The organism is Sphingobium sp. RS1 (assembly GCF_056156825.1).
In genome coordinates this window covers 2245141-2268622 of the sequence record NZ_JBLZXE010000002.1, presented here as the reverse complement: position 1 = coordinate 2268622, position 23482 = coordinate 2245141, and the positions used below count along the sequence as shown (strand labels likewise).

20 protein-coding genes and 1 tRNA gene are annotated in these 23482 nt (G+C 64.3%); 14 read left to right on the top strand and 7 right to left on the bottom strand.

The genetic code is table 11. The features are described from left to right. Nucleotides 1-13 precede the first annotated feature (13 nt). On the bottom strand, nt 14-4234 hold the full coding sequence (locus tag ACNHGR_RS12740; RefSeq protein ID WP_475286534.1) for a translocation/assembly module TamB domain-containing protein: 4221 nt from the start codon (nt 4232-4234) through the stop codon (nt 14-16). Beyond that, on the bottom strand, nt 4234-6384 hold the full coding sequence (locus ACNHGR_RS12735; protein WP_475286532.1) for an autotransporter assembly complex protein TamA: 2151 nt from the start codon (nt 6382-6384) through the stop codon (nt 4234-4236). The genes ACNHGR_RS12740 and ACNHGR_RS12735 overlap by 1 nt, the downstream gene beginning before the upstream one ends. Nucleotides 6385-6523: 139 nt before the next feature. Here ACNHGR_RS12735 and recJ point away from each other — a divergent pair, with 139 nt between their 5' ends. The 3 genes from recJ (at nt 6524) to ACNHGR_RS12720 (ending at nt 9216) form a co-directional block, all read left to right on the top strand. Continuing rightward, nucleotides 6524-8290: a single-stranded-DNA-specific exonuclease RecJ gene (gene recJ / locus ACNHGR_RS12730; protein WP_475286530.1), complete on the top strand. Its 1767-nt coding sequence runs from the start codon at nt 6524-6526 to the stop codon at nt 8288-8290. Between the two features lie 101 nt (nt 8291-8391). Beyond that, nucleotides 8392-8466, top strand: a tRNA-Glu gene (locus tag ACNHGR_RS12725). A gap of 81 nt (nt 8467-8547) precedes the next feature. Continuing rightward, a complete protein-coding gene (locus ACNHGR_RS12720; RefSeq protein ID WP_475288417.1) occupies nt 8548-9216 on the top strand; it encodes a peptidylprolyl isomerase in 669 nt (222 codons plus the stop codon). Between the two features lie 34 nt (nt 9217-9250). On the opposite strand, the gene ACNHGR_RS12715 is transcribed toward ACNHGR_RS12720, so the two are convergent. After that, a complete protein-coding gene (locus ACNHGR_RS12715; RefSeq protein ID WP_475286528.1) occupies nt 9251-9487 on the bottom strand; it encodes a DUF2061 domain-containing protein in 237 nt (78 codons plus the stop codon). Nucleotides 9488-9604: 117 nt separating this feature from the next. Here ACNHGR_RS12715 and ACNHGR_RS12710 point away from each other — a divergent pair, with 117 nt between their 5' ends. Continuing rightward, nucleotides 9605-10345: a DUF72 domain-containing protein gene (locus ACNHGR_RS12710; protein WP_475286526.1), complete on the top strand. Its 741-nt coding sequence runs from the start codon at nt 9605-9607 to the stop codon at nt 10343-10345. Between the two features lie 341 nt (nt 10346-10686). Here ACNHGR_RS12710 and ACNHGR_RS12705 read toward each other — a convergent pair whose 3' ends face one another. Further along, nucleotides 10687-10872: a PspC domain-containing protein gene (locus ACNHGR_RS12705; RefSeq protein ID WP_184267783.1), complete on the bottom strand. Its 186-nt coding sequence runs from the start codon at nt 10870-10872 to the stop codon at nt 10687-10689. A gap of 328 nt (nt 10873-11200) precedes the next feature. Between ACNHGR_RS12705 and ACNHGR_RS12700 the strand changes: the two genes are divergently transcribed. Continuing rightward, entirely contained in the window at nt 11201-11593 is a 393-nt protein-coding gene (locus ACNHGR_RS12700; RefSeq protein ID WP_475286523.1) for a gamma-glutamylcyclotransferase family protein, read from the top strand. Here the strand turns inward: ACNHGR_RS12700 and ACNHGR_RS12695 are convergent. Next, nucleotides 11590-14205, bottom strand: coding sequence for an EAL domain-containing protein (locus tag ACNHGR_RS12695; RefSeq protein WP_475286521.1), 2616 nt, complete (start codon nt 14203-14205; stop codon nt 11590-11592). The genes ACNHGR_RS12700 and ACNHGR_RS12695 overlap by 4 nt on opposite strands. An 84-nt stretch (nt 14206-14289) precedes the next feature. Further along, nucleotides 14290-15402 (bottom strand): DNA polymerase III subunit beta, encoded by a 1113-nt coding sequence (gene dnaN / locus ACNHGR_RS12690; RefSeq protein WP_184267777.1) that lies wholly within the window; start codon nt 15400-15402, stop codon nt 14290-14292. Nucleotides 15403-15572: 170 nt separating this feature from the next. On the opposite strand from dnaN, the gene ACNHGR_RS12685 reads away from it, so the two are divergent. The 3 genes from ACNHGR_RS12685 (at nt 15573) to ACNHGR_RS12675 (ending at nt 18010) form a co-directional block, all read left to right on the top strand. Further along, on the top strand, nt 15573-16073 hold the full coding sequence (locus tag ACNHGR_RS12685; protein ID WP_475288416.1) for a hypothetical protein: 501 nt from the start codon (nt 15573-15575) through the stop codon (nt 16071-16073). Between the two features lie 168 nt (nt 16074-16241). After that, nucleotides 16242-17504, top strand: a complete 1263-nt coding sequence (gene rlmN, locus ACNHGR_RS12680) for a dual-specificity RNA methyltransferase RlmN (RefSeq protein WP_475286519.1) — start codon at nt 16242-16244, stop codon at nt 17502-17504. Nucleotides 17505-17587: 83 nt separating this feature from the next. Next, nucleotides 17588-18010: a hypothetical protein gene (locus ACNHGR_RS12675; protein WP_184267772.1), complete on the top strand. Its 423-nt coding sequence runs from the start codon at nt 17588-17590 to the stop codon at nt 18008-18010. 74 nt (nt 18011-18084) lie between these two features. Here ACNHGR_RS12675 and ACNHGR_RS12670 read toward each other — a convergent pair whose 3' ends face one another. After that, nucleotides 18085-18594, bottom strand: a complete 510-nt coding sequence (locus ACNHGR_RS12670; RefSeq protein ID WP_184267770.1) for a porin family protein — start codon at nt 18592-18594, stop codon at nt 18085-18087. A 343-nt stretch (nt 18595-18937) separates the two neighbouring features. On the opposite strand from ACNHGR_RS12670, the gene ACNHGR_RS12665 reads away from it, so the two are divergent. The 6 genes from ACNHGR_RS12665 (at nt 18938) to ACNHGR_RS12640 (ending at nt 23456) form a co-directional block, all read left to right on the top strand. Continuing rightward, nucleotides 18938-19657 carry a cytochrome b/b6 domain-containing protein gene (locus ACNHGR_RS12665; RefSeq protein ID WP_475286516.1) on the top strand — a complete coding sequence of 240 codons (720 nt, stop codon included), beginning with the start codon at nt 18938-18940 and terminating at the stop codon, nt 19655-19657. Continuing rightward, entirely contained in the window at nt 19654-20400 is a 747-nt protein-coding gene (locus ACNHGR_RS12660) for a molybdopterin-binding protein (RefSeq protein WP_475286514.1), read from the top strand. Before ACNHGR_RS12665 ends, ACNHGR_RS12660 begins: the two co-directional genes overlap by 4 nt. Before the next feature lie 31 nt (nt 20401-20431). Continuing rightward, nucleotides 20432-21673, top strand: a complete 1242-nt coding sequence (locus tag ACNHGR_RS12655) for a class I SAM-dependent methyltransferase (protein WP_475286513.1) — start codon at nt 20432-20434, stop codon at nt 21671-21673. A 146-nt stretch (nt 21674-21819) separates the two neighbouring features. After that, complete coding sequence (locus ACNHGR_RS12650) at nt 21820-22122, top strand: hypothetical protein (RefSeq protein WP_475286512.1); 303 nt, start codon at nt 21820-21822, stop codon at nt 22120-22122. A 70-nt stretch (nt 22123-22192) separates the two neighbouring features. Then, nucleotides 22193-22615: a DUF350 domain-containing protein gene (locus tag ACNHGR_RS12645; protein WP_475286510.1), complete on the top strand. Its 423-nt coding sequence runs from the start codon at nt 22193-22195 to the stop codon at nt 22613-22615. 4 nt (nt 22616-22619) lie between these two features. Beyond that, a complete protein-coding gene (locus ACNHGR_RS12640) occupies nt 22620-23456 on the top strand; it encodes a S1 family peptidase (protein WP_184267761.1) in 837 nt (278 codons plus the stop codon). Nucleotides 23457-23482 lie beyond the last annotated feature (26 nt).

Below are 23482 nucleotides of genomic sequence, written 5' to 3'. Positions count from 1 at the left end.
TCTTCCTCCTGCCTCAATAATCCTTCGAATAGCGCAGGTTCGCCGACGACCCGGCATTGGTGCCGGTCTTCGACAACAGGCTCAGCGTCTTGGACAGCGCGATCTCCAGCTGGGTGGCGGTGAAGCCCTTCGAGTCCGTGATCACCTCCACATAGATATTGTTGGAGATATGCTGCCCGACCGCCAGCGACGTGCCGCGCCCGGTCGTATCATCGCCGCCGACAATGCCGATCCGGTCGATGCCAGACGCGCCCTGCAACTTGCCCATCGGATTGAGCCCGCCGCTGCCGCCGCGCAGCCCGTTGAGCGCCGCCGCCAGTTGCACGGCCTGTATCGGTGACAGGTTGGCGACATTATCGCCGAACAGGATGCGCGACAGGATTTCGTCCTGCGGCAATGTCGGCGTGGAAATGAAGGCGATATCGGGTTGCTGCGCCGATCCCGTCACCTGGATGCCCGCCGTCACCGTGTCGATCCGCGTCTGCGCCTTGATCTGCAGGATCGGGTTCAGCATCGGCCCGTTGAAGGTGATGACGCCCTGCTCCAGGTCGAACTGATGGCCTGAGAAGCTGTAGCGCCCACGCAGCGATTCGATCTTGCCGACCACGCGCGGATTGGCGGTGGTGCCGGTGACGCGCATATTGGTTTTCCATTCGGAATCCAGCCCCATGCCGGTCACATAAATCTCGTTGTCGGCCCGCACCCGGATATCCAGCTTCCAGTCGGCCGGCTTGCTCGCCGCCTTGCGCGCCGCCAGTCGTTCGGCCAGCGGATCGGAGCCATCGCCCTTGCGCCGCACGCCGGTGAGTTGCCGGATTTCCGTACCGCCCTGCCATGCGACGCGATAGCGCGTCTCGGGCAAGTTCAGGTCGCCCTTGATAAGGCCGCCATTGGCCGCGCTGTTGGTGATGGCGAGCGTCCCGCTGACCACGCTGGTAATCGCCTCGCTGCGCGCCAGCCGCGCCCGGTTGAGCTTCACTGAAATGTCCATCGGGAAGCCGCTGTCCGCCGCCAGCCCGACATTGCCCGACGCCTGCACCGTGCCGTCGCCGGCCCGACCAGAAAAGTCGCGAATCTCCAGATGGTCGTTGGTGAACCGGCCATCCAGCTTCATCTGCGTGACCCGCGTGCCGAACGTCTCATTCTCATAGGTCAGCGCATTGGCGCGGACCACGCCATTGAGCCGCGGATCGCTCATCCGTCCGCTGAAATCGGCCGCAACCGCCAACCCGCCGGTCAACTGCTGGTCGGCGAGGCCAGCGAAGGAGAACAGCACGTCGGCCGGCCCGGCATAGCGGATGCCACCGCCCAGCGGCGCATTCTGCAACTGCTCGGCCCAGCTTGCGCCTGCACCCGGCGGTGCCAGCGTGGCGGTGAAGCGGCCCAGCGTGCTGGTGCCCTCGCGGATCAGTCCGCGAAGGTCGCCGCCGGCCGAAGACAGCTTGCCCTCGACGCTCATCGACACCGGATCGGACACGGCGGTCAGGCTGGACCGCCGGAAATCGTTGATCGCCAGCCGCGTCGTCGCGGTGGGGAAGGCGCTGCCTTTCTGCGCATAGTCCAGCGTGCCGGTCATCCGCCCGCCAATGCCCATGCCCGGCGCCATCATGTTGATAATGGCCAGGTCGAAATCCTTGAACCGCGCCTGCGCGCTGGTCGTGTCGCCGAATCGGCCGGCCAGGTCGACCTTGCCCTGCGGCAGCACCAGCGTCACCGGCTCCAGCCTGTAACCGCCCGGCTCGGTGCGGATGATGGCCGGCTGTGCCAGCCTGAAATCGACATTGGCGGCCTTCCCCTGCAACACAACGGCATAGAGGTCGGGGCGCAACGCCGCATTGACCGCGACGGAGAAGGGCACGCCGCTCGACCCGTCGGCGACCATCTGCGCCCGCCCGCGTCCGCCCTGATAGTCGAGCCGCGCCCGCGCCTTGCGCACGACATAGTCGCCATAGGCCGCATTGGCGATCTGGGCGTCGGCCTTGATCTGCGGCTGGTCGGTCAGCAGCATGGAGGCGGTAACGATCGCCCGGCCGATCACGACATCGGCTTCGCCCGGCAGTTTGGCGTTGCTGGCGGTGGCGTTGACATCCACGCCCTGCACCTTGCCGACTGCCGCCAGCTTGACTGCGCCGGTGACGCCCGACCCGTTCAGTGCCAATTGTCCGGTGAAGGGTCCGGCGGGGCTCTGCTGGATGCGACCGTTCATGTCCACGCCGGCAAAGCGCGCCTTGGTGACGTCGATGGTCAGCGGTCCCTGCGCCGTGCGAATGAGGACATTGGCGAAGAAGGGGCCATAGGGCGACCCGCCCGTCGCCTCCAGCCGATAACCGGCCGCTTCGCCGTTCAGCTTCGCGACGACATCGGTCAGTTGCACACCGACATTGGGCCGCGCCGCGCGCAGCACCGCTTGCGGTCGCTCCATGGTGCCACGGACCGTCAGCGCCAGCGGGCCATATTGCTTGGACGAAGCCGTGGCATCGAACGCGACCTGCCCGTCCGTGTCATAGCTGCCAGAACCATTATGAATGGTGAAATTGGGCGCCGCACCCTTCAGGCCCGCGAGCGTGAACTTGCCCTCCGGCGTCATGCCGATCCGGCCGGACATGACCGCATTGCCGCCCAGGAAATCGCGGACCGAAGCATTCTCCCAGCGCGCCGTGCGCACACCGAAGCGTCCGCCCAGACCGAAGCCACCCTTGGGTCCGGGGATCAGCTCAACATCGGTATTGAGGTTGACGATGCCGACGCCGTCGATCTTATAATCATTGACCCGACCTTTGAGCGCACCGCGATAGATGGCGTTGTCGAGGTCGGCCAGTACGATCGCGGTGGCATCCACCTTGTCGCTGTCGATTTTCAGATTGTCGCTGATCAGCTTGCCCGCGGCATAGGCGAAGTCGCCCTTCACGCGGAGGTTCTGGAGCAGGCCGCCCGCCGCGGCATTGAGGCCCGTCACCCGCGTCGCGGTGGCGTTGACCGGAATGCGGATGCGATCCGCGTCGATCACCGCCCGGCCGCTGGCCTTCAGATTCTCGATCCCGGTCGCGTCGAAGGCGATGCTCCGGGCGCTGATGTCATAGTCGATGAACGGCGTCGCCATCGGCCCGTCGAGGATGATGGAAGCGCGCACGTCACGCCCCTTCACCTTGTCCATGATCGCCCCGGGCGTCAGCAGCGCCGCGTTGATCTTCAGCGCGCTGAACTGGCTTTTGCCCAGATCGATCAGGCCCTGCGCATCGGCGGTCATCGCCGGCGAACGCAGCGTCCCCTTGATGTTCACGCGCCGCTCGTTCAGCCCGGCGAACAGGTCGACGTCCAGTTGCGGCGCGGTCAGCCGGTCGACGGTGCCGGCAAAGACCAGCCCCGGCCGCACCGGGCCTTTCGCCGAAAAATTGCCGTCCCGCGCGGCCAGCATGATGTTGGCCAGTTCGCCCTTGGGCGATGTCGCGACGATCTTGCCGTCCCAGGCCTGCCAGGTGCCCTTGCCGTCCAGCGTTGCGGTCATGCCGTCGGTCAGGCCGGACATGGCGGCAATGACGCCACCCTTGGGCGCGGTCAGCGTACCGCTCATCGAAAGGCGGTTCTGCTCCGGCACCGCGTCCAGCTTCGCCTGCAACCGGTCGCCGCTGTCCACGATGGCATCGGCGGACAGGATAGCACGGCCGTCCGCAATATGGGTGACGCCGTCGATCGCGATCTCGCGCTTCTGGCCGATCACCGGCTTGGCCAGCACGAACTTGCCGATCTTCATCCGGTCGACGTCAATGTCCAGATCCGGCAGGATCGGCGCATTAGGATCGCTCTCCACCACATTGAACTGCGGGCTGCGCGCCAGCACGACCAGCGGCGTTTCCAGCAGGCTGACCGAAATATGGTTGTTGATGTAGCGGAAGGGCCGCCACACGACATGCACCTTCGGACTGACTGCGAACACACCCTTGGGATCGCGCAGCACCAGATCATGAATCGTCATGTCGCTATAGATCGATCCGTCGATCCGCCCGACCTCGATCTTCATGCCCGATTCCATCTGGAGCGCGGCGATCTGCTGGATCAGGAATTTCTTGCCCGGCTGGGTATTGAGGCCGAGCAGCAGGCCCGCGATCAGCACGACCAATCCGACGACGAGGCCAAGGGCGCCGATCGCGATCTTCTGCCACAAGGGCCGCTTGGTCCGCACAATGACGGTTTCGGTCGCTTCGGGCGCCGGGGTGGGGGTGTCGTCCTGCGCCATCAGAATGCCTGCCCGATGCCGATATAGAGGGCGAATTTGGATTCACCGGGTTGCCGGTTGATCGGCATGGCGATGTCCGCGCGGAACGGACCGAAATTGGTGTAGAAGCGGCCGCCTATGCCGACGCCATAACGCATGTCGTTGAATTTGGGCATGGAGCTTTCATAGACCTGACCCGCATCGACAAAGGCGACGACGCCATAATTGCCGAAGCGATAGCGGCCCTCGACCGCAAATTCATTGACGGACCGGCCGCCGACCGGATCATTGTTCGCGTCCTTCGGCCCCAGTTCCTGATAGCCAAAGCCGCGCACCGATCCGCCGCCACCGGCATAGATGCGCCGCGACGGCGCGACATCGTCGCGGCTGACGCCGGTAATGGTGCCGACCTTCGCCCGGCCCGCGATGACCAGGCTATCCGACACCGGATAATAGCCGGTCAGATCGAAACTGGCGCGCAGATAGGGGGAGAAATTGCCCTGCAATGATCCTTCCGGTTCGGCGCGCAGGTTGGCCCGGAACCCCTTCGTCGGGTTGAGCAGGTCGTTGGACCGGTCATAGCCGACCTGCACTGGCAGGCCGCCGATGAAATAGGTGCGCCGCGTCTTGTCCGCCGTCAGCAGGTTGGTCACTACCTGCTCGTTGGTCAGCAATATTTCCGCGCCATAGGCATAGGTCCAGCGCTTCTGGAAGATCGGCGTGGACTGCCGCGACCAGCCGACATTCAGGCCCGCCGTAAACGCCTCATAGGCGTCGTAATTCTGGTGATTGAGCGTGATGCCGGTCTGGAACGTCTTGTCCCGCTTGCCCGCATTGGACCGGCGGAAGGTTGCCGACGCGCCCTGTTCCTGCGTTCCCGCGATCGCACCCAGGATCAGCGCGCCTTCGGGCTTGAACATGTTGCGATGGGTCCATGTCCCTTCTGCGCGGAAGCCCTGTCCGGTGCCATAGCCCGCTTCGCCGGCCAGCGTGCGCGGTGGCCCCGCCTCCTGCTCGACCATCAGGTCGACATATTCGGTGCCATCCGGCCCGGCCTCGCCCGTCCGCACCGGCTCCACCGACACGCTGGAAAAGAGCGCGGTGGCCACCAGCGCCTTGCGCAGATCGTCCACCTTTCGGCTGTCATAGACCTGACCTGGCTTGTAGCGCTTGATGACCTCCATATGGTCGGCGCCGAACGCCTGCTTCTCGCCGGAGGTGACGATCTTGCGGAACGTGCCACGCGGGCCGACCTCGACCGGCAGCGTATAGTCGCCCGTTACCGTCGCGGGATCGAGCAATATGTCGCGCTCGCCCACCTTGGCGAAGGGATAGCCATTTTCCGGCAGCTTCAGCGCCACATTGGCTTCTGCGCCTTCCACCAGCGTGGCGACGATATAATCGCCGCTCTTCAACGGCAGGCTGTCGCGGGTCAAATTCGGAGGCACAGTTTGATCTGCGGTGATGACGATGTTGCCGATCTTGTACCGCTTGCCCGGCGTGACGGAGATCACGGCCTTCAACGTCCCGTCGCCGGCCTGATCCAGACTGGCGAGCGCCGTCGCGTCATAATAGCCCTCGGAATAAAGCAGGCGCGTCGCCAGCTTCTCATCTTCCTGCGCGCGGGCCTGCACCATGGCGGCGGTTTCCGCCTTGCCCTTGCCGTCGATCAACGCGGATGCGTCGCGGAACGCATCTTCCAGCCCGGTCTTGCCGAACCCCTCGATGCTGGTGGCATAGCGCACGTCAGGCAGCTTGGCATTGGGGTCTTGATTGGCCGCGACATTGGCCGGCACGGTCACGCTGTCGAGCGGGGGCAGCGGCTGGGCCAGTTCCTGCTCCTCGGCCGGGTCGATCGCCGGCGGCAATTCCGTCGGTGCGTCAGCCTGTTGCGGCATCTGCTGGTCGATCCAGCTGTCGATCGAGGGCAGGGGCGTATTGGGGTTTGTGGATTGGCTGTCGGACGAACTGCCGGCCGGCACGTCGGCGGGCACTTTCGGCAGCCGCGCCTCGAACTGGTCGTCGGGCAGGATCGGCTCTTCGGCTTCACTCTGCGCGGCCTCCGCCGGTGCCGGTGGCGTTGCGCTCTGCGCCATCAACGGCAGCGGAGAGCCTGTCATCAGCGCCACGGCAAATATGCGCCGGACATGAATGGCCTGCCGTCTGCTCATGAAATCGCGATGCCCCTTTCGCGCCGGACATTCCACACGCCCCGCAAAGAGGCAATACGCCCAAAGGGTTGCGACGGTTCCGCCCGCGACATGATTTGCCGTGCTTCCATCATGACGTCGCGCGGTCTAGAGCCGGTGCATGACATTTGCGCTCAATGTTTCACGATCCTTTTCCGGTCAGCCCTGGCGCTGGCGTGGTGGCAATGCCGACGCCCGCGACCCGTCCTACCTGCCCGACGATCTGGTGACGCAATTGCTGCTGGCGCGCGGCTGCCCGCGCGATGCGGTGGAGGCGCACCGCAACCCGACCATCCGCGCCTTCATGCCCGATCCCAGCCTGTTCCGGGACATGGATGCCGCGGCCGAACGGATCGCCGACGCGGTCCAGCGCGGAGAGGATGTCCGCATCTTCGGCGATTATGATGTCGATGGCGCGACCAGCGCGGCGTTGCTGATCCGCCTGCTGCGCGACCTTGGCCTTGATGCCAAACCCTACATCCCCGATCGCTTGATGGAGGGCTATGGCCCATCGGGCGAGGCGCTGGTGCGGCTGGCGGGGGAGGGCGCCACCCTGATCGTCACCGTCGATTGCGGCGCACAGGCGTTCGAGGCGCTGTCGATGGCCAAGGCCACCGGCGTCGACGTCGTGGTGGTCGATCATCATAAATGCGCGACCCAGTTGCCCGAAGCCTTTGCGCTGGTGAACCCCAACCGGCTGGACGAACATCCCGACGCCGCCGTCCACGGCCATCTGGCGGCGGTCGGCGTCGCCTTCCTTCTCGGCGCGCGTCTCTTGAAGGCGCTCGATGCACGCGGCTGGTTCACCAGCCGGACCAAGCCCAATATCCTTGACCTCCTCGACATCGTGGCGCTCGGCACCGTGGCGGATGTGGCGCAGTTGCGCGGCCTCAACCGCGCCTTCGTGGCGCAGGGGCTGAAGGTCATGGCGAAACGGCACAATATCGGCCTCGCCGCGCTGATCGACGCCAGCCGCCTGACCCGTGCGCCGCTCTGCCATGATCTCGGCTTTGCGCTTGGCCCGCGGATCAATGCCGGCGGCCGTGTGGGGCAGGCGGATCTGGGTGTGCGCCTGCTGACGACGCAGGACCCGGCGGAGGCCGCCCGCATCGCCGCGCAGCTCGACCATTATAATGAAGAACGGCGCGCCATCGAATCGACGGTGCAGGAACAGGCGGAGGAACTGCTTGCCGCGCAGGGCAATCGCGCCGTCGCCGTCATAGCGGGGCAGGGCTGGCATCCCGGCGTCATCGGCATCGTTGCCGGCCGCATCAAGGAAAAGGCCGGCCGCCCCGCCATCGTCATCGCCGTGGACGAAGACGGCGTGGGCAAGGGGTCCGGCCGCTCCATATCCGGCGTGGACCTGGGCGCGGCGGTGCTGGCGGCCAAGGATAGCGGCCTGCTGGTGGCGGGCGGCGGTCATGCCATGGCGGCGGGCCTCACCGTCGCGGCGGACCGGATCGATGCGCTGGCCGATTATCTGGACGATCGCCTGTCCACCGCCGTTGCCAAGGCGCGCGACGACCGTGCCTTGCTGATCGACGCGGTGCTGGCGCCCGCCGGCGTGAACCCGGATTTCGTCGCCGCGATCGAGCAGGGCGGTCCCTATGGCGCCGGCTGGCCTGCGCCCCTGATCGCGGCTGGCCCGATGCGGGTGGTGAAGGCCGATGTGGTCGGCAACGGCCATCTGCGCGCCGTCATGGCGGGCATGGACGGCCGGTCGATTAAGACCATCGCCTTCCGCAAGGCGGACAGCGAGATGGGGCAGGCGATCCTTGCCGCACCCTATGACCGGAAATTGTGGGTCGCGGGCAAGGCGAAGATCGACGACTGGGGCAGCCGCCCCGCCGCCGAACTGCATCTGGAGGACGCCGCCTGGGCCGATTGAAAAAGATTGCATTTTTCTTGCGCAAAAGGGGTTGACCGTTTCGCCGTCCCCGCCTAATTGCGCCCTCGCTTCGCAGCGCTGCCACGGCAGCAGCAACGAACGGCCCCTTCGTCTAGCGGTTAGGACGCGGCCCTTTCACGGCTGAAACACGGGTTCGATTCCCGTAGGGGTCACCACTTCCTTTGATTGTCAGGAAGATGGCGATCGGCATCATCGCCGGTTGCATGGTGATTGCGCCCTCTCTAGGGCTGCCTCCAATGTTCGTCCTCTTTCGTCTGCTCTGCCTGCTGATCGGCCTTGTCCCGGTTGCGGCCTTCGCCCTTCCCGCCAATCGGCCGACGCCCGGCTTCACCCGGGTCGCGATCGAAACATCGGTCGGCACCATCATCGTCGCGGTCGATCAGAAGCGGGCGCCGCGGACATCGGCCAATTTCCTCACCTATGTCGATGATGGCCGTTTCGACGGCGTGACCTTCTATCGCGCGGCGCGGCGCAAGAGCGATCCGAAATATGGCCTGATCCAGGGTGGTATCGACACCGATGCGCGCCGCTCGCTCCCGCCGATCCCGCATGAGCCGACGACGCAGACCGGGATCCTCCATCTCGACGCCACCCTGTCGATGGCGCGGCCGAATCGACCCAACTCGGCCATGGGCAATTTCTTCATCACCATTGGCGCCACGCCCAATATGGACGCACGCGGCAATTATATCGGCTATGCCGCCTTCGGCCATGTCGTCGGCGGCATGGATGTGGTGCGCAAGATATTGGCCGTGCCGACCTGTTGCGGGTCCGGGCCGATGCGCGGTCAGATGATCGTCAAACCCATCTCGATCCTGCGCGCAAAGCGCCTCGACGGCACGCCCAGGCCATCGCGCGGGGTCAAGCCCTGGCTGATCGGCCTCAACCGCAAACCGGCGAAGTGAGCGCCCGCCAACTGCGACAGCGCGTTGGACAGCTTCACGCGAACACCGCCCGCTTTCGCACCCACTGCCGCGCGCTTTCGCGCGGTGGACGCGCCTGAATCTTCTTCCACGCCTGTTCGTGGAAAAAGAAGGCGACGGCGTTGATGACCGGCTCGACCAGGGCGATGCCGCCGGCCAGCGCGACCGATCCGGTCATCAGATAAGCGACGGTGAAACCGACCGTCAGGTGGATGGTCAGATAGGTACCGGTCTTGATGAGGTCGAGCGACATGGGGCGTCTCCTTGTTGCGGCCCAATTAAGAATTGATCGCAACAGCTGCCAATGGCTTTTTCCTCTGGCTCTGATCGGCAGGAGCGATCAGGTTGGCGCTGGCTAAGGAGAGCGGGTATGGCCGGACGGATCAGGGTGGGCATTGGCGGCTGGGTCTATGAGCCATGGCGCGGCAGCTTCTATCCGCAAGGGCTGCGGCAGAAGGACGAGCTGGCCTATGTCGGCCAGCATCTGACCGCGACCGAGATCAATGCGACCTATTATAGCAGCCAGAAGCCCGCGACCTTCGCCGGCTGGGCCAAAGCAGTGCCGGACGGTTTCCAGTTCGCGGTGAAGGCATCCCGCTACTGCACCAATCGCAGGATATTGGCGGAGGCCGGCGACTCGATCGCCAAATTCACCGGGCAGGGGATTGCTGAACTGGGTGACCGACTGGGGCCGATCCTGTGGCAGTTCATGGCTACCAAGGCGTTCGACGCGGATGATTTCGGCGCTTTCCTGCAATTGCTGCCCGCCAGCGTCGATGGCGTGCCGCTGCGTCATGCGCTGGAGGTCCGCCACGACAGTTTCGACGATCCCGCCTTCCTCGCCATGGCGCGGGATGCCGGTGCGGCCGTGGTCCTTGCCGATCATGATGATTATCCCGCCATTGCCGGCCATGATGTCGGCTTTGCCTATAACCGGCTGATGCGGACCCGGGCCGAAGAACCGGCAGGCTATCGTGCCGCCGCCATCGCCCGCTGGGCTGATCGGGCGCAGGGGCAGGCGCAACAGGGCGACGTGTTCAGCTTCTTCATCGGCGGCGCCAAGGAACGCAATCCCGCTGCGGCCCAGGCGATGATCGTGGCTTTGGGGTAACATCCCTGTTGCTCTGTTGCGTTTGATGCAATCGGAATGCCGCGCTTTGCGATTGTTACAAGAATGTGACGAGCGTAGTGGCCCGCAACCCCGAAGACCGGGGTATGATTCTTGATACTATGGAGCAAAATATGCGTCAGATGTTTCAGGGCACTGTGCTGGCCGTCGCGGTCGGCATTCAGATGCTGACCTTCTACTCGGTGCTTTATGCCTGATCGCCTATTGTGCGCGATCTTCATCCCGACGGGTCGGGATGCAAAAAGGCCGCTCCTGGGATAATCCAGGGCGGCCTTTTACTTTATGGGAACATCGGATCATCCTGATCCACCGAGGTGGATGCTTCAGCCTTCCGCCAGCCATCCGGCGAGCAGATAGGCCACCACGCCGATCGGCCCCAGTGCGCATAGCGTCAGCAGCACCAGCGCGACGCGGATCAGCGTAACGTCCAGGCCGGTGCGGTTGGCGATGCCGGCGCACACGCCCATGATCTTGCCATGGCGACGGTCGAGGGTGAAGCTGTTGTTCATGACTTGGGCCTTTCGTGGATAGGGGGCTGGTGCTGGGCGATCAGGCGATCGGGGCGACGGGCACGGCCGCGCTGACGAACAGGCTGGCGACAATGAAGGCGCCGACGAGGGCGAAGGCGGTGTTCTGGATCTTGGCGATGGACATGGTGGATACTCCCTGCTTTCTGTCATCGGCCGTCTGGCCTTGATGCCAACAGGGATTGCAGATGCCGTGCCAGTTTGAATTTTTGGCCGAAATGCGGGAGTTTCGGCATTATAGTCGATGCATCACGCTGGTGAAATATCCGGCTATTGGGAAATTTCACCGCGTTCTGGCGAAAATATCGCGATGAACGCTAACTTCCTGTTCGTCTACGGCACGCTGCGTCCCGCCTTTGACGGGCCGATGGCGCGGCGGCTGCGGGCGGAGGCGCGCCATGTGGGGCCGGCATGGGCTGGCGGCACCCTCTACCGCCTGGACGGTTATCCCGGCTTCATAGCGGGGCCGGACGGCATGGTCATGGGCGATCTGTTTGCGCTGGCCGATGCGGATGCCACGCTGGACTGGCTCGACGATTATGAGGAATGCGCTGCGCACAGTCCGGAACCGCATGAATATCGGCGCTTATGGCTGACGGTCACGGGGCCTGACGGCCCGGTCACGGCATGGGCCTATGTCTATGCGCGCGATCCGTCCGCCTTGCCGGTCATCGACAGTGGCGACTTCCTGATACCAGTTTAGGACGCCATCGACCGTGGCGGGTTGCGCAGCTTGCTGACGTCGACCGCGCCGGCAAATTCCACGCCCATGCGATCGTCCTTGGACCAGCGGCTGGTGGCGTTGACGAACTGGTTCTCGGCCAGTTCGATCGCAAACAGGGTGCCGACCGGCACGTTCCATAATCCCTCGATCAGCGCGCCTGTGGCGCTGATGTTGCGGACACGGCCGGTATAGACATGGCCGTCATGATGGACCGCGATGGTGCGCAGCATCGTCTTGCGCTCGGGGCGGCTGGACTGGAAGCCGGTGGCACTGGCGGCAGTACCGGCGCGGCTCTGACTGGCCATCACATCGGCCATGGGCATCGGCCGACCGTAGATATAGCCCTGGATATGGCTGCAGCCCAGCTGGCGGATCAGTGCCAGCTCGTCCTGCGTCTCGGCGCCTTCCGCCGTGGTGTCCATGCCCAGCGCCTCGGCCAGGCTGACGATCGCCTTGATGATTGCGCTGTTGCGATTGCCCTTGATCGCGGCGCCGCGCACGAAGCTCTGGTCGATCTTGATCTTGTCGAACGGCGCTTTCTTCAGATAGCCGAGCGAGGAATAGCCGGTGCCGAAATCGTCCAGCGCCAGCCGAACGCCGATCGCCTTCAGCCGGTTGAACATCGCATCCGTGCCATCATTGTCGTTCAGGAAGACGCTTTCGGTGATCTCCAGCTCCAGCCGCTCGGGCGCCAGCTGTGACGCGGCGAGCGCGCTCATCACCGTCGAGGGGAAGCCCGGATTGGCGAACTGGGTCGGCGACACGTTGACCGCGACGCGGATACCGTCATGCCATTGCGCGGCGTCACGGCAAGCTGTGCGCATCACCCATTCGCCGATCTGGGCGATCAGCCCGCTATCTTCGGCGATCGGGATGAACAGGGCGGGGGATATCGGCCCGCGCACCGGATGGTTCCAGCGCAGCAGCGCTTCATAGCCGGTGATCTGTTCGGTCTTGGACGATACGACCGGCTGGTAGACGAGGTGCAGGCCATCGGCGGTGAGCGCGCGGCGCAGATCCTCTTCCAACTGGCGGCGATTTTCCGCATCGGCATGCATATCCGATGAATAAAAACGGTGGACGCCGCGCCCGTCGCCCTTGGCGGCATAAAGGGCAAGGTCGGCATTGCGGATCAGCGCGTCGGCGGTGACGCCGTCCTGCGGGCAAGCCGACAGGCCGATCGACACGCCGATGACCACGGCATTGCCTTCGATCGTATAGGGTTGCGACACAGCGCTGATGATCGCCTGCGCCAGATGGGCGAGTACGGTCTGGTCGTGGCGGCCCGGCAGCAATATCTTGAACTCGTCGCCGCCCTGCCGGCCGACCAGTCCCTTTTCGCCGACCACCCGTTGCAGCCGCTGGCTGACCTGCCGCAGCAGGGCGTCGCCGGCGGGATGGCCCAGCGTATCGTTGACCGTCTTGAACCGGTCGAGATCCAGCATCATCAGCGTGCATTCGCCGGGCTTCCCATGGCGATCCGCCACGGCCTGCTCCAGCGAACGCAGCATCTGGATACGGTTGGCAAGGCCGGTCAGCGAATCGAACTGGGCGAGCCGCGTCACCTCCGCCTGATTACGCCGGGTTTCGGTCAGGTCGGTGCCCGACCCGCGAAAGCCGTGGAACTGGCCATATTCGTTGAACACCGGTTGGCCGGAAATCGACCACCAGCGCTCCTCTTCCTTTGCCATGGCGGCGCAGACAGCGATGTCGGCAAAGCCGGTGCGCGCGGATAGGTGAAAACCCAGCGTGCGTTCGCCATCGCCCTGCTTCTTGTCGCCGGGGCGGACGATCTCGGTGATCGGCTTGCCGATCAGCGTCTCGACGGACAGCGACAGCGACTGGGCCAGCGTGTCCGAAATATAGGTCAGGCAACCCTGCCGGTCGGTTTCCCAGAACCAGCCGCGCCCGGTCCGCTCATGTTCCTGAAGCAGGCGATCGGAACGCTGGGCGCGCAGATCCTGCTGGTGCCGGGCGATCGCCTGGTCGCGGTCTGCCGTCGCCTGGCGCAGCGTCGCCACCAGCATGACGATGACACAGCTCAGCAGCAGGCCGATCTGGGCCATGCCGGCCTTTTCCACCACCGATACGAGCAGTGCGCCCAGGAAATAGCTGATGCCAAGCAGGCGCCGGTCGCCGAAGATGCAGACGGCCAGAAGCGCGACAGACAATTCGGGCACGGCTGCCAGGAACAATGCGTCGGTCGCCGCCTTGGTTTCATAGCCCAGCCACAGGCTGAAGGTCAGGCCCGACAGGAACACCATCGGCAGCATCATCCAGTTCTGGACATGCGGCATGCGGTGGCGGAACCAACTGCGACGCGGCAGCAGCATCAGTGCGCCGTCGATCATCAACATGGCGATCATCAGCGCGATCTGGAACGGCTCGCCCGAATAGAAGGGCAGGTTGAGCAGTGCCACGACGCTGAACTTGGCCAGCAGGATCAGCGGCCACAGGCGTGCGATATGAAAGAAAGTGCCCGAAATCCAGGAGGCCGATACCTCGGTTCCGCTCTCGGAAAGGCCGAGGGCGACCATCAAAGTCATCGGACGGGACGGGCTATCGTTCAGGGATGCGCGCAGCAGGGACATGGTCTACTAATAGCGCAAACTTCTTGCCAGAGGATTACCTCCGGTCCGCTTTGGTGCAGGCTGGGGCCTGCACCAAAGGTCAGGTCACACCCGCATCGGCATCAGCACATAGAGCGCCGGGCTGGCATCGCTTTCGCGGATCAGCGTCGGCGCTGCGGCATCGGCCAGGTGCAGTTCGACCAGGTCGCTGTCGATCTGTCCCAATATGTCCAGCAGATAGCGGGCGTTGAAGCCGATATCGAACCCTTCGCCCTGGAATGCGCCGGGCACTTCCTCGGCCGCCGTGCCATTTTCAGGGCTGGTGACGGACAGGGTGATCTTGTCCTTGTCCAGGCTCATCTTGACCGCGCGGGTCTTTTCCGTGGCGATGGTGGCGACGCGATCGACGCCATCCTCGAAACTGCGCGGATCGATCTTGAGCAGCTTGTCGTTCGCGGTCGGGATGACGCGGCTATAATCGGGGAAGGTGCCGTCGATCAGCTTGCTGGTCAGGATCGCGCTGCCCAGGCCGAAGCGGATCTTGCTGGCCGACAGGGCGATGCCGACCGATCCTTCGACCTCGTCCAGCAGCTTGCGCAGTTCGCCGATACATTTGCGCGGGATGATGATGCCGGGCATGCCGTCGGCGCCATCAGGCCGGGTCACGGTGACGCGGGCGAGGCGGTGGCCGTCGGTTGCGGCGGCCTTCAGCACCGGCTGGTCGTCGTCGGTGACGTGGAAATAGATGCCGTTCAGATAGTAGCGCGTCTCTTCGGTCGAAATGGCGAAGCGCGTCTTGTCGATGATCTGCTTGAGCGTCTCGGCCGGCAGTTCGAACGTCGTCGGCAGGTCGCCCTCGGCGATCACCGGGAAATCGTCGCGCGGCAGGGTCGACAGGTTGAACCGGGCGCGGCCAGCCTGGATCAGCATCTTGCCCTCGGCCGCGTGCAGCGACACCTGGCTGCCTTCGGGCAGCTTGCGGGCGATGTCGAACAATGTGTGCGCGGAAATGGTGGTCGCACCGGGCTGCTCCACTTGTGCCGACACGCTTTCGACGATCTGGAGGTCGAGGTCGGTCGCCATCAGCTTGATCGCGCCGTCGGCCGATGCTTCGATCAGAACGTTGGACAGGATCGGAATGGTATTTCTGCGCTCGACCACCGACTGTACGTGGCTCAGGCTCTTGAGGAGCGTTGCGCGTTCGATGGTGGCCTTCATGTCCCTGTTCTGTCCGTTCTTTTTAAGCCGATAGCCGGGGGTTCGGTCGAATCCCGGCGACAATGATGGATGCTCCTTCATAACCGTTGGAACGCCTCCTGCAAGCGTCGCATGCACGCTTTTACCCGGTCGGGGTTGCAAAAGGGGACGGCTTGCGCTTTGCCTCAACCATGCGCCCCACAACCCCTAGCGCCCTGGTCCTGCTCCCCCTGCTGCTGCTTGTGGCATCACCGGTCACAGCGCGTGATTCATTGGGTATTTTCGAAAACTGGGGCGCCTTCCGCGATCCTGTGACCCCGCGCTGCTACGCCATCGCCCAGCCGGTCGCGCGCCGTGGGCAGCAGTCGAAGGGCTTCGCCTCGGTCGGCACATGGCCGCGCAGCCATGTGCGCGGTCAGTTGCACGTTCGCCTCAGCCGGGCGCTCGGGGGCAAGGCGCCGGTGATCCTGACCGTGGGTGAACGGCGCTTCACGCTGGTCGCGGGGCAGATGGACGCCTGGGCTGCCGATGCGCGCGGGGACGCGCAGATCATTGCCGCCATGCGCTCCGCCAGCAGCATGAGCGTTGCCAGCGTCGGTGCGGATGGCCGCGGCTTTGCCGACAGCTATGCCCTGCGCGGCGCTGCGACGGCGATCGACGCGGCGGCATTGGGTTGCGCGAAATTGCGTTAAACTTGAAAATGCGCGGTAGAGCGCATTTTTACGGCACCGGCCCACACCCCCACCCGACTGCCCAATCAGGATACGCTGTAGGCGGTCGGATGGGGGTGTGGGCCGGTGCCGTGCTTCGACGTTCAACCCATCTTTAAAATTCTGCGAAAATCGACTATGTGCGCGGCCATGCAATCAGCCGCCAGCCCACTCATGCCGATTCCCGGCCCCCTTGATCCTGTGCCCGTGCCGCGCGCCGTGACGCCGCGCGAAGATGGCCGCATCGACCTGATGGGCCTGTCGCGCCCGCAGATAAAGGGGGCGCTGGAGGAGGTCGGCCTCGACCTGAAGGCCGCCAAGCTGCGCTCCAAGCAGCTGTTCCACTGGCTCTATCATCGCGGCGAAACCGATTTCGAGGCGATGACCGACCTGGCCAAGCCGATGCGCGGCTGGCTGGCCGAACGTTTCGTCGTCGGCCGCCCGCAGGTGGTGGAGGCGCAGGTGTCGAGCGACGGCACCCGCAAATGGCTTCTCCGCTCCGACGACGGACAGGATTATGAAATGGTCTTCATCCCCGATGCGGATCGCGGCACGCTGTGCGTCTCCAGCCAGGTCGGCTGCACCTTGAATTGCAGCTTCTGCCACACCGGCACGATGCGGCTGGTGCGCAACCTGACGCCGGGCGAGATTGTGGGTCAGGTGATGCTGGCCCGCGACGCGCTGGGCGAATGGCCCAAGGGCAATATGGGTGCGGCCAATGATGCCGACGAGGATGAGGACGCCCCGCAATATTCGCCCGACGGGCGGATGCTGACGAACATCGTCATGATGGGCATGGGTGAGCCGCTCTATAATTTCGAGCATGTGCGCGATGCGCTCAAGGTCGTGATGGATGGCGACGGCCTGGCCCTGTCGCGCCGCCGCATCACCCTGTCCACCTCTGGCGTCATCCCGATGATGGCGCGCGCCAGCGAGGAAATCGGCGTCAATCTGGCCGTCTCGCTCCATGCCGTGACCAAGGAAGTGCGCGACGAACTGGTCCCGCTCAACCGCAAATATGGCATCGAGGAATTGCTGCAGGCCTGTGCCGACTATCCCAAGGCCAGCAATGCGCGCCGCATCACCTTCGAATATGTGATGATTCGCGACAAGAATGACAGTGATGAGGACGCGCGCGAACTGGTTCGCCTGATCCGCAAGTACAAGCTGCCGGCCAAGGTCAACCTGATCCCGTTCAACCCCTGGCCCGGCACCGACTATGAATGTTCGACGCCCGAGCGCGTCCGTGCGTTCAGCAGCATCGTGTTCGAAGGCGGCATCAGCGCGCCGGTGCGCACACCGCGCGGCCGCGACATCATGGCGGCTTGCGGCCAGCTCAAGTCGGCGAGCGAGAAGAAGAGCAAGGCGGAAATGAAGCGCCTCGCCGAAGAGAAGCAAGCCGCACTGGGATAATCCGGGGACGACAAGCTGTGCGGCATACGCATCATGACAAGCCCCGCCCGCAACGGCGGGGCTTTTCTTTTGGGGGAACGAACATGACCGATGACGAGATCGAGGCGCTGGCGAATGGTTTTTGCGCCTGCACCCTGCCCAAGGAATGCTGGACGCATCAGGCGCATTTTGCGACCGCGCTCTGGCTGATTCTGAAACGCCCCGACATCCAGCCCGAACGCGACATGCCCGACCTCATTCGCCGCTACAATGAAAGCGTGGGTGGCGTGAACAGTGACAGCAGCGGCTATCATGAAACGATCACGCAGGCCTCGCTGCACATGGCGCGCGCGCTACTCGCTGGCCTGCCCGACAACATTGCGCCGACCGACGCGCTGGCCGCACTGATGGCGTCTCCGCTGGGCGACAAGGACTGGCTGTTCACTTATTGGTCGCGCGATCTGTTGATGGCGGCGCCGGCGCGACTGGCCTGGGTGGAGCCGGATCTGCAACCCTTGCCCGCCTGACTTTGGCAGGCACAAGAAAAGGGCGGCCTCTTGCAAGGCCGCCCTTCCTTAAGATCTGATCGTTTTGAGAGGGATCAGAAACGGAAGCCGATGCCGACCACCGCGGCGTCGCGGCCGCCGATGTTCTGCTCATATTCGGTGCGCTGATATTCAGCCGAGATGTAGGTGTTCGGGGTCGCCGCGAACTCCAGGCCACCGCCGTAGCGCACGCCTTCCAGGCCGACGCCGTCACCAGCGGCTTCGAAGCGGGTCGAAGCGTAGCCGACCTTGCCGAAGGCCAGGACGCGCGGGGTCACGACATAGCCGGCGCGCAGCGACGCGGCGATGTCACGGCTGACGTCCAGGCCGCTGTCGTCGACGGTGCTGTCGCCCAGGCTGACTTCCACGCCGCCGACGATGCGCGGTGCGAGCGCGAGGTCGTAGCCGGCGTTGACGCCGTAGGAGAAGCCGTCTTCGCCGCCGATCTTGTCATAGCCCAGCGTCACGCCCGCGCGCGGCCCGGTGAAGGGCGCAGCGTCCTGAGCGAAAGCAGGAGCCGAAACAACGGTGGCAGCAGCAATCGCTGCGAAAATCACAGTCTTCATAAAGTCCTCGATATTTATCTTGTCGCCGTGACTTAGACATTCATCCGGCGTTCAGGTTCGATGCAAAGATATTACGAACTTATTCTCATAATAACTCCTGCGTCTCTTCTCTCCATTATCGGGAGATCAAGAGCGCGATCCGCATCATGACCGCGCAGCAGCCATCTAGGATTGCGAGTTTGAGTTGCAAAGGGGGTCGATCTTTATTTCAATCAATTTCAGGGCTTGTGTTGCAAAACGGTTACATCAGCGATGGTGGCTTCCGCCGTCCGGATCGTGCCGGAACACGCCCTTGCGCATGGTCGCCTATGGACCCGTCGCCAGAATCGGATAGGATGGTGCCATGGGCAGCAAAGCCGACAGCGCAGACAGGATGGTCCGACGCCATCGTCTTTCCACGCGCCTGTGGCACGCGCTGAACGCGCTGCTGCTCTACACCCTGTTCACCAGTGGCCTTGGCATCTTTAACGCCCATCCCCGACTCTATTGGGGGCAATATGGTGCCAATTTCGACCATCCCTGGCTGACGCTGGATCGCTTTCCCGGCTGGATCACCCTGCCGGGCCATTACAGCCTGGCCCTGTCGCGCCACTGGCATCTGGCCGCAGCGCCGATCTTCGCCTTCGGGCTGCTCGCCTATATGCTCTGGAGCCTCGCCAACCGCCATATCGCCCGCGATCTCGCCTTTCGCCGTAACGAATTGACCTCGCGCCACCTCTGGCAGGACATATGCGACCATGCCCGGCTGCGCTTTCCCACGGGGGAGGGCGCCTTGCATTATGGCCTGCTGCAGAAGGCCAGCTATGTCGGCGTGCTCTTCGTCGCGCTGCCGCTCGTCATCCTGACCGGCCTCACCATGTCGCCCGGTATGAATGCGGCCTGGCCCTGGCTGGTCGATCTGTTCGGCGGGCGGCAATCGGCGCGATCGATCCATTTCATCACCGCCTTTGCACTGCTCGCCTTCTTTCTCGTCCATATCCTCATGGTGCTGCTCAGCGGGCCATGGAAGCAGGTTCGGGCGATCATCACCGGCCGCTTTCGCCTGTCGCAGGACCGGCCATGATCCTGACCCGTCGTACACTGCTGCTCGGCGCCACCGCCACGCTGGCGGGCTGCGATCGGCTGGCGCGCGACGAGCGCTTCCGAGAGGCGCTCTTTTCCGCCGAGAATTTCCACAAATGGGCGCAGCGCGGCCTGATGGCGCCCGAAGCGCTGGCACGGGAGTTTCGGCCCGACCAGATTTCTCCCATCTTCCGCGCCAATGGCACCGCCAATCCCAACACGGCCGCCTATAAGGCGCTCTGGCGGGGCGGCTTTGCTGACTGGCGGCTGCAGGTAACGGGGCTGGTGGCGCGCGACCTGTCGCTTTCGCTATCGCAATTGCACCGCCTGCCGCATCGCGAGCAGATCACCCGTCATGATTGCGTCGAAGGATGGAGCGCGATCGGCAAGTGGCGCGGCGTGCCGCTGAAGACGATTCTCGACGGGGCGGGGCTGAAAAGCCGGGTGCGCTACATCGTCTTTCGCTGCGCCGACGATATGGGCGGGGGGCGGCCCTATTATGAAAGCATCGACCTTGCCGATGCCTTTCATCCCCAGACCATCCTGACCTTCGCGCTCAACGACCGGCCGCTCTCCGTAGCGAATGGCGCGCCCCTAAGGCTGCGCGTCGAACGCCAATTGGGTTACAAACAAGCCAAATATCTCATGGGGATAGAGGCGGTGGACAGTCTGGCAAAGATCGGCAAGGGTAAGGGCGGCTTTTGGGAAGACCATGCCGATTATGACTGGTATGCCGGTATTTGACGCCTGCGTAACGACATGACAAGGTAGCGACATGAAACTGTTTGAACTGGTTCTCAAGCGGCTCGTCACGCGCGGCCGCGTGACCGTCCATTACGCCAATGGCAAAACGATTACGGTCGGCCAGTCCGATCCCGAATTTCCCGATCTGGCGCTACGGTTCAAGGATGGCCGCGTGCCCTTCGACATCGTCAAGGACCCACGCCTCGGCATGGCGGAAGCGTGGATCGACGGGCGGGTCGCCATAGAAGGCGGCGGCATCATGGAATTCATATCCATGATTCGCGCCAACAATCCGTGGGAGCAGGGCAAGTCGATCGAATCGAAGAGCCGGCTCAAGCGCGGCATCAGCGAAGTCCGGCAAAAACTCTGGCGTGCCAACCACCGCGCCCGGTCGAAGGCCAATGTCGCCCATCATTATGACCTGTCGGGCGCGCTCTACGCACTCTTCCTCGACCGCGACCGCCAATATAGCTGCGCTTATTATCCCGATGTGGACAATGAGGCCGGGATCAGTCTGGAGCAGGCGCAGGAGGACAAGAAGGCGCATATCGCCGCCAAGCTGCACCTGAAACCGGGCATGAAGGTACTGGACATCGGCTGCGGCTGGGGCGGCATGGCGCTTTATCTGCATCGCACCTGCGACGTCGACGTGACCGGCATCACTTTGTCGGAGGAACAGCTCAAGGTCGCGCGGCAACGGGCGATCGACGCCGGCGTCGCCGACCATGTCCGCTTCGAATTGATCGACTATCGCGACATGACCGGTCCGTTCGACCGGATCGTGTCGGTCGGCATGTTCGAACATGTCGGCACGCCCGATTACCGCACCTTCTTCGATAAGTGCCGCCAATTGCTGACCCCCGATGGCGTGATGCTGGTCCACACCATCGGGCGCATGGGAGGCCCCGGCACGACCGACGCCTTCACCACCAAATATATTTTCCCCGGCGGTTATATTCCGGCCCTGTCGGAAATGGTGGCGGGCAGTGAGGGTACGCGGCTGATGGTGACGGACGTGGAGGTGCTGCGCGTCCATTACGGCCTTACCCTGCGCGAATGGTACAAGCGGACGATGGCGCACAAGGCGGATATCGTGGCGCTCTATGACGAACGTTTCTTCCGCCTCTGGACCTTCTACCTCGCCGGCGCGGCGACCGTGTTCGAACATGGCGGCATGGTGAATTTCCAGATTCAGTATGCCCGCAACCGTCGCACCTTGCCCATCACCCGCGACTATATGCAGGAAGCGGAAGCGGCTCTGCGCGGGCGCTGAAACGGTTGGGCGCGATGGGCCATCCACCCACCGTTTCAGGCTGAACCGTCGCTGACAGATGCATTCCCGGACGGTTCAGCCGGGCAAGGCCATTCTCTCCTCATGCTCCCACCCCCTCATGGGCGGGATCTATGAGGAGAGAAGAGATGAACATGTTTTGGAAGGGCGCGGCGGCGCTGGGCCTCGCCATCACTGGCCTCGGCGCGGCGGCTGCGCCGGCGCAGGCACAATATTATGGCGGTCATGGCTGGCGCGGCGATCGCGACCGGCATTGGGATAACCGGCGCTGGGACAATCGCCGCTGGGATGATCGTCGCCACTGGCGCGGCGGTCGCGACTGGCGGGGCTATCGCGGCTATTACCGCTCCAGCTATCGGACCCGCTGCTGGACCGAATGGCGCTACGACTATTATCGCGATCGCGACGTGCGGGTGCGCATCTGCCGGTAACAGCGTGATAAATTGACATGGCAACCCGTCCCGATTGAACCTCGGGGCGGGTTGCTGCATTTCTGACGGCATGAGCGATCCAATGCCCGTCATCCAGAGCCTGTTGTCGGGCCTCCCCATCCTCTTGCTGCATCTGGGCAGCGCCACTTTTGTCTGGCTGGCGGCGCTCGCGCTCTACATGTGGATCACCCCGCATGACGAATTCGCGCTGATTCGTGGCGGCAATGAAGCCGCTGCTATCTCGCTCGGCGGCGCGGCGATCGGCCTTGCCGTACCCCTGGGTTTCTGCCTCGCCGGATCGGTCAATGTCTGGGATATCGTCATCTGGGGCAGTGTCACGTTGATCCTGCAACTGGTCGCCTTTCGCCTGGTCGATTTCCTGCTCGGCACCCTGTCGGCCCGGATCGAGGCGAATGAGCGGTCCGCCGCAATCTTCCTTGCCATGATGAAGGCGGCGATCGCCTGCCTCACCGCCGCGGCGGTGGCGGGCTGATCCGATGGCGGGTGGCAAGGGCTGCGGCTGCCTGCCCTTCGCGCTGGGCGCGCTGCTGCTGGTCGCCTGGTTCGGGCAGGATGTGCGCGTGCCGCCGCTGGAGGTGGAGCAATATGATCCGCGCTCCCCGCGCCGCCCCATGCCCGGCTGGGGCGACGAGCAGTTCGTGATCGAGGACAGCCCGGATGGCCCGACCGATTCGATGGGCACCGCCTTTGCCGTGGATCGCGACGGCGCCTGGCTGACGGCGCAGCATGTCACCCATGGTTGCGCCCGCGTCGGGCTGGAGGATGGCCGCTTCGCTCGTCCGGTGTCGCGCGTGCTGGAAAGCCGGGAGGCGGACGCCGCGCTGGTGCGCGACGGCCTGCCCAGCGATGCGGCGCTGCCCTTATCGGCCCATGTGCCGCAGCCGGGCACACCGGGCTATCATATGGGCTTCCCCGCCGGCCAGCCGACCCTGGTCTTGTCCGAACTGATCGGGCAAGCCAGTGCCCGGCGCGGCCGCACCGACCTGACCCAGCCGGTGCTGGCCTGGGCCGAAAAAGGGCGCATCCCGACCAGCGACGGCACCTTGTCCGGCATCAGCGGCGGTCCGGTCTTTGCCGAGGACGGCCATGTCGTCGGCGTCAACAGCGCGTCGACCGACCGGCGCGGCCGCATCCTGACCACTGCGCCTGATGCGCTCGCGCGGCTGACCCGCGCCAGCGGCGCAGTGGACGACCGGCCGGTCGCCTATCCCTTCGCCGGCATTGCCGACGCCGAAAGCCGCTTTGCCGCCTGGCTGGACGAAGGGGTGATCCGCCGCATCTTTTGCGATGTGGACGAAAAGCGCGGCGGTTGACGGCAATAGGCCCCAACCGCTAGGCG

Bases quoted from the DNA above. Each gene is read 5' to 3' on its own strand.
- ACNHGR_RS12740 (WP_475286534.1), bottom strand. From the start codon at position 4,234: ATGGCGCAGGACGACACCCCCACCCCGGCGCCCGAAGCGACCGAAACC.
- ACNHGR_RS12735 (WP_475286532.1), bottom strand. From the start codon at position 6,384: ATGAGCAGACGGCAGGCCATTCATGTCCGGCGCATATTTGCCGTGGCG.
- recJ (WP_475286530.1), top strand. From the start codon at position 6,524: ATGACATTTGCGCTCAATGTTTCACGATCCTTTTCCGGTCAGCCCTGG.
- ACNHGR_RS12720 (WP_475288417.1), top strand. From the start codon at position 8,548: ATGTTCGTCCTCTTTCGTCTGCTCTGCCTGCTGATCGGCCTTGTCCCG.
- ACNHGR_RS12715 (WP_475286528.1), bottom strand. From the start codon at position 9,487: ATGTCGCTCGACCTCATCAAGACCGGTACCTATCTGACCATCCACCTG.
- ACNHGR_RS12710 (WP_475286526.1), top strand. From the start codon at position 9,605: ATGGCCGGACGGATCAGGGTGGGCATTGGCGGCTGGGTCTATGAGCCA.
- ACNHGR_RS12705 (WP_184267783.1), bottom strand. From the start codon at position 10,872: ATGAACAACAGCTTCACCCTCGACCGTCGCCATGGCAAGATCATGGGC.
- ACNHGR_RS12700 (WP_475286523.1), top strand. From the start codon at position 11,201: ATGAACGCTAACTTCCTGTTCGTCTACGGCACGCTGCGTCCCGCCTTT.
- ACNHGR_RS12695 (WP_475286521.1), bottom strand. From the start codon at position 14,205: ATGTCCCTGCTGCGCGCATCCCTGAACGATAGCCCGTCCCGTCCGATG.
- dnaN (WP_184267777.1), bottom strand. From the start codon at position 15,402: ATGAAGGCCACCATCGAACGCGCAACGCTCCTCAAGAGCCTGAGCCAC.
- ACNHGR_RS12685 (WP_475288416.1), top strand. From the start codon at position 15,573: ATGCGCCCCACAACCCCTAGCGCCCTGGTCCTGCTCCCCCTGCTGCTG.
- rlmN (WP_475286519.1), top strand. From the start codon at position 16,242: ATGCAATCAGCCGCCAGCCCACTCATGCCGATTCCCGGCCCCCTTGAT.
- ACNHGR_RS12675 (WP_184267772.1), top strand. From the start codon at position 17,588: ATGACCGATGACGAGATCGAGGCGCTGGCGAATGGTTTTTGCGCCTGC.
- ACNHGR_RS12670 (WP_184267770.1), bottom strand. From the start codon at position 18,594: ATGAAGACTGTGATTTTCGCAGCGATTGCTGCTGCCACCGTTGTTTCG.
- ACNHGR_RS12665 (WP_475286516.1), top strand. From the start codon at position 18,938: ATGGGCAGCAAAGCCGACAGCGCAGACAGGATGGTCCGACGCCATCGT.
- ACNHGR_RS12660 (WP_475286514.1), top strand. From the start codon at position 19,654: ATGATCCTGACCCGTCGTACACTGCTGCTCGGCGCCACCGCCACGCTG.
- ACNHGR_RS12655 (WP_475286513.1), top strand. From the start codon at position 20,432: ATGAAACTGTTTGAACTGGTTCTCAAGCGGCTCGTCACGCGCGGCCGC.
- ACNHGR_RS12650 (WP_475286512.1), top strand. From the start codon at position 21,820: ATGAACATGTTTTGGAAGGGCGCGGCGGCGCTGGGCCTCGCCATCACT.
- ACNHGR_RS12645 (WP_475286510.1), top strand. From the start codon at position 22,193: ATGAGCGATCCAATGCCCGTCATCCAGAGCCTGTTGTCGGGCCTCCCC.
- ACNHGR_RS12640 (WP_184267761.1), top strand. From the start codon at position 22,620: ATGGCGGGTGGCAAGGGCTGCGGCTGCCTGCCCTTCGCGCTGGGCGCG.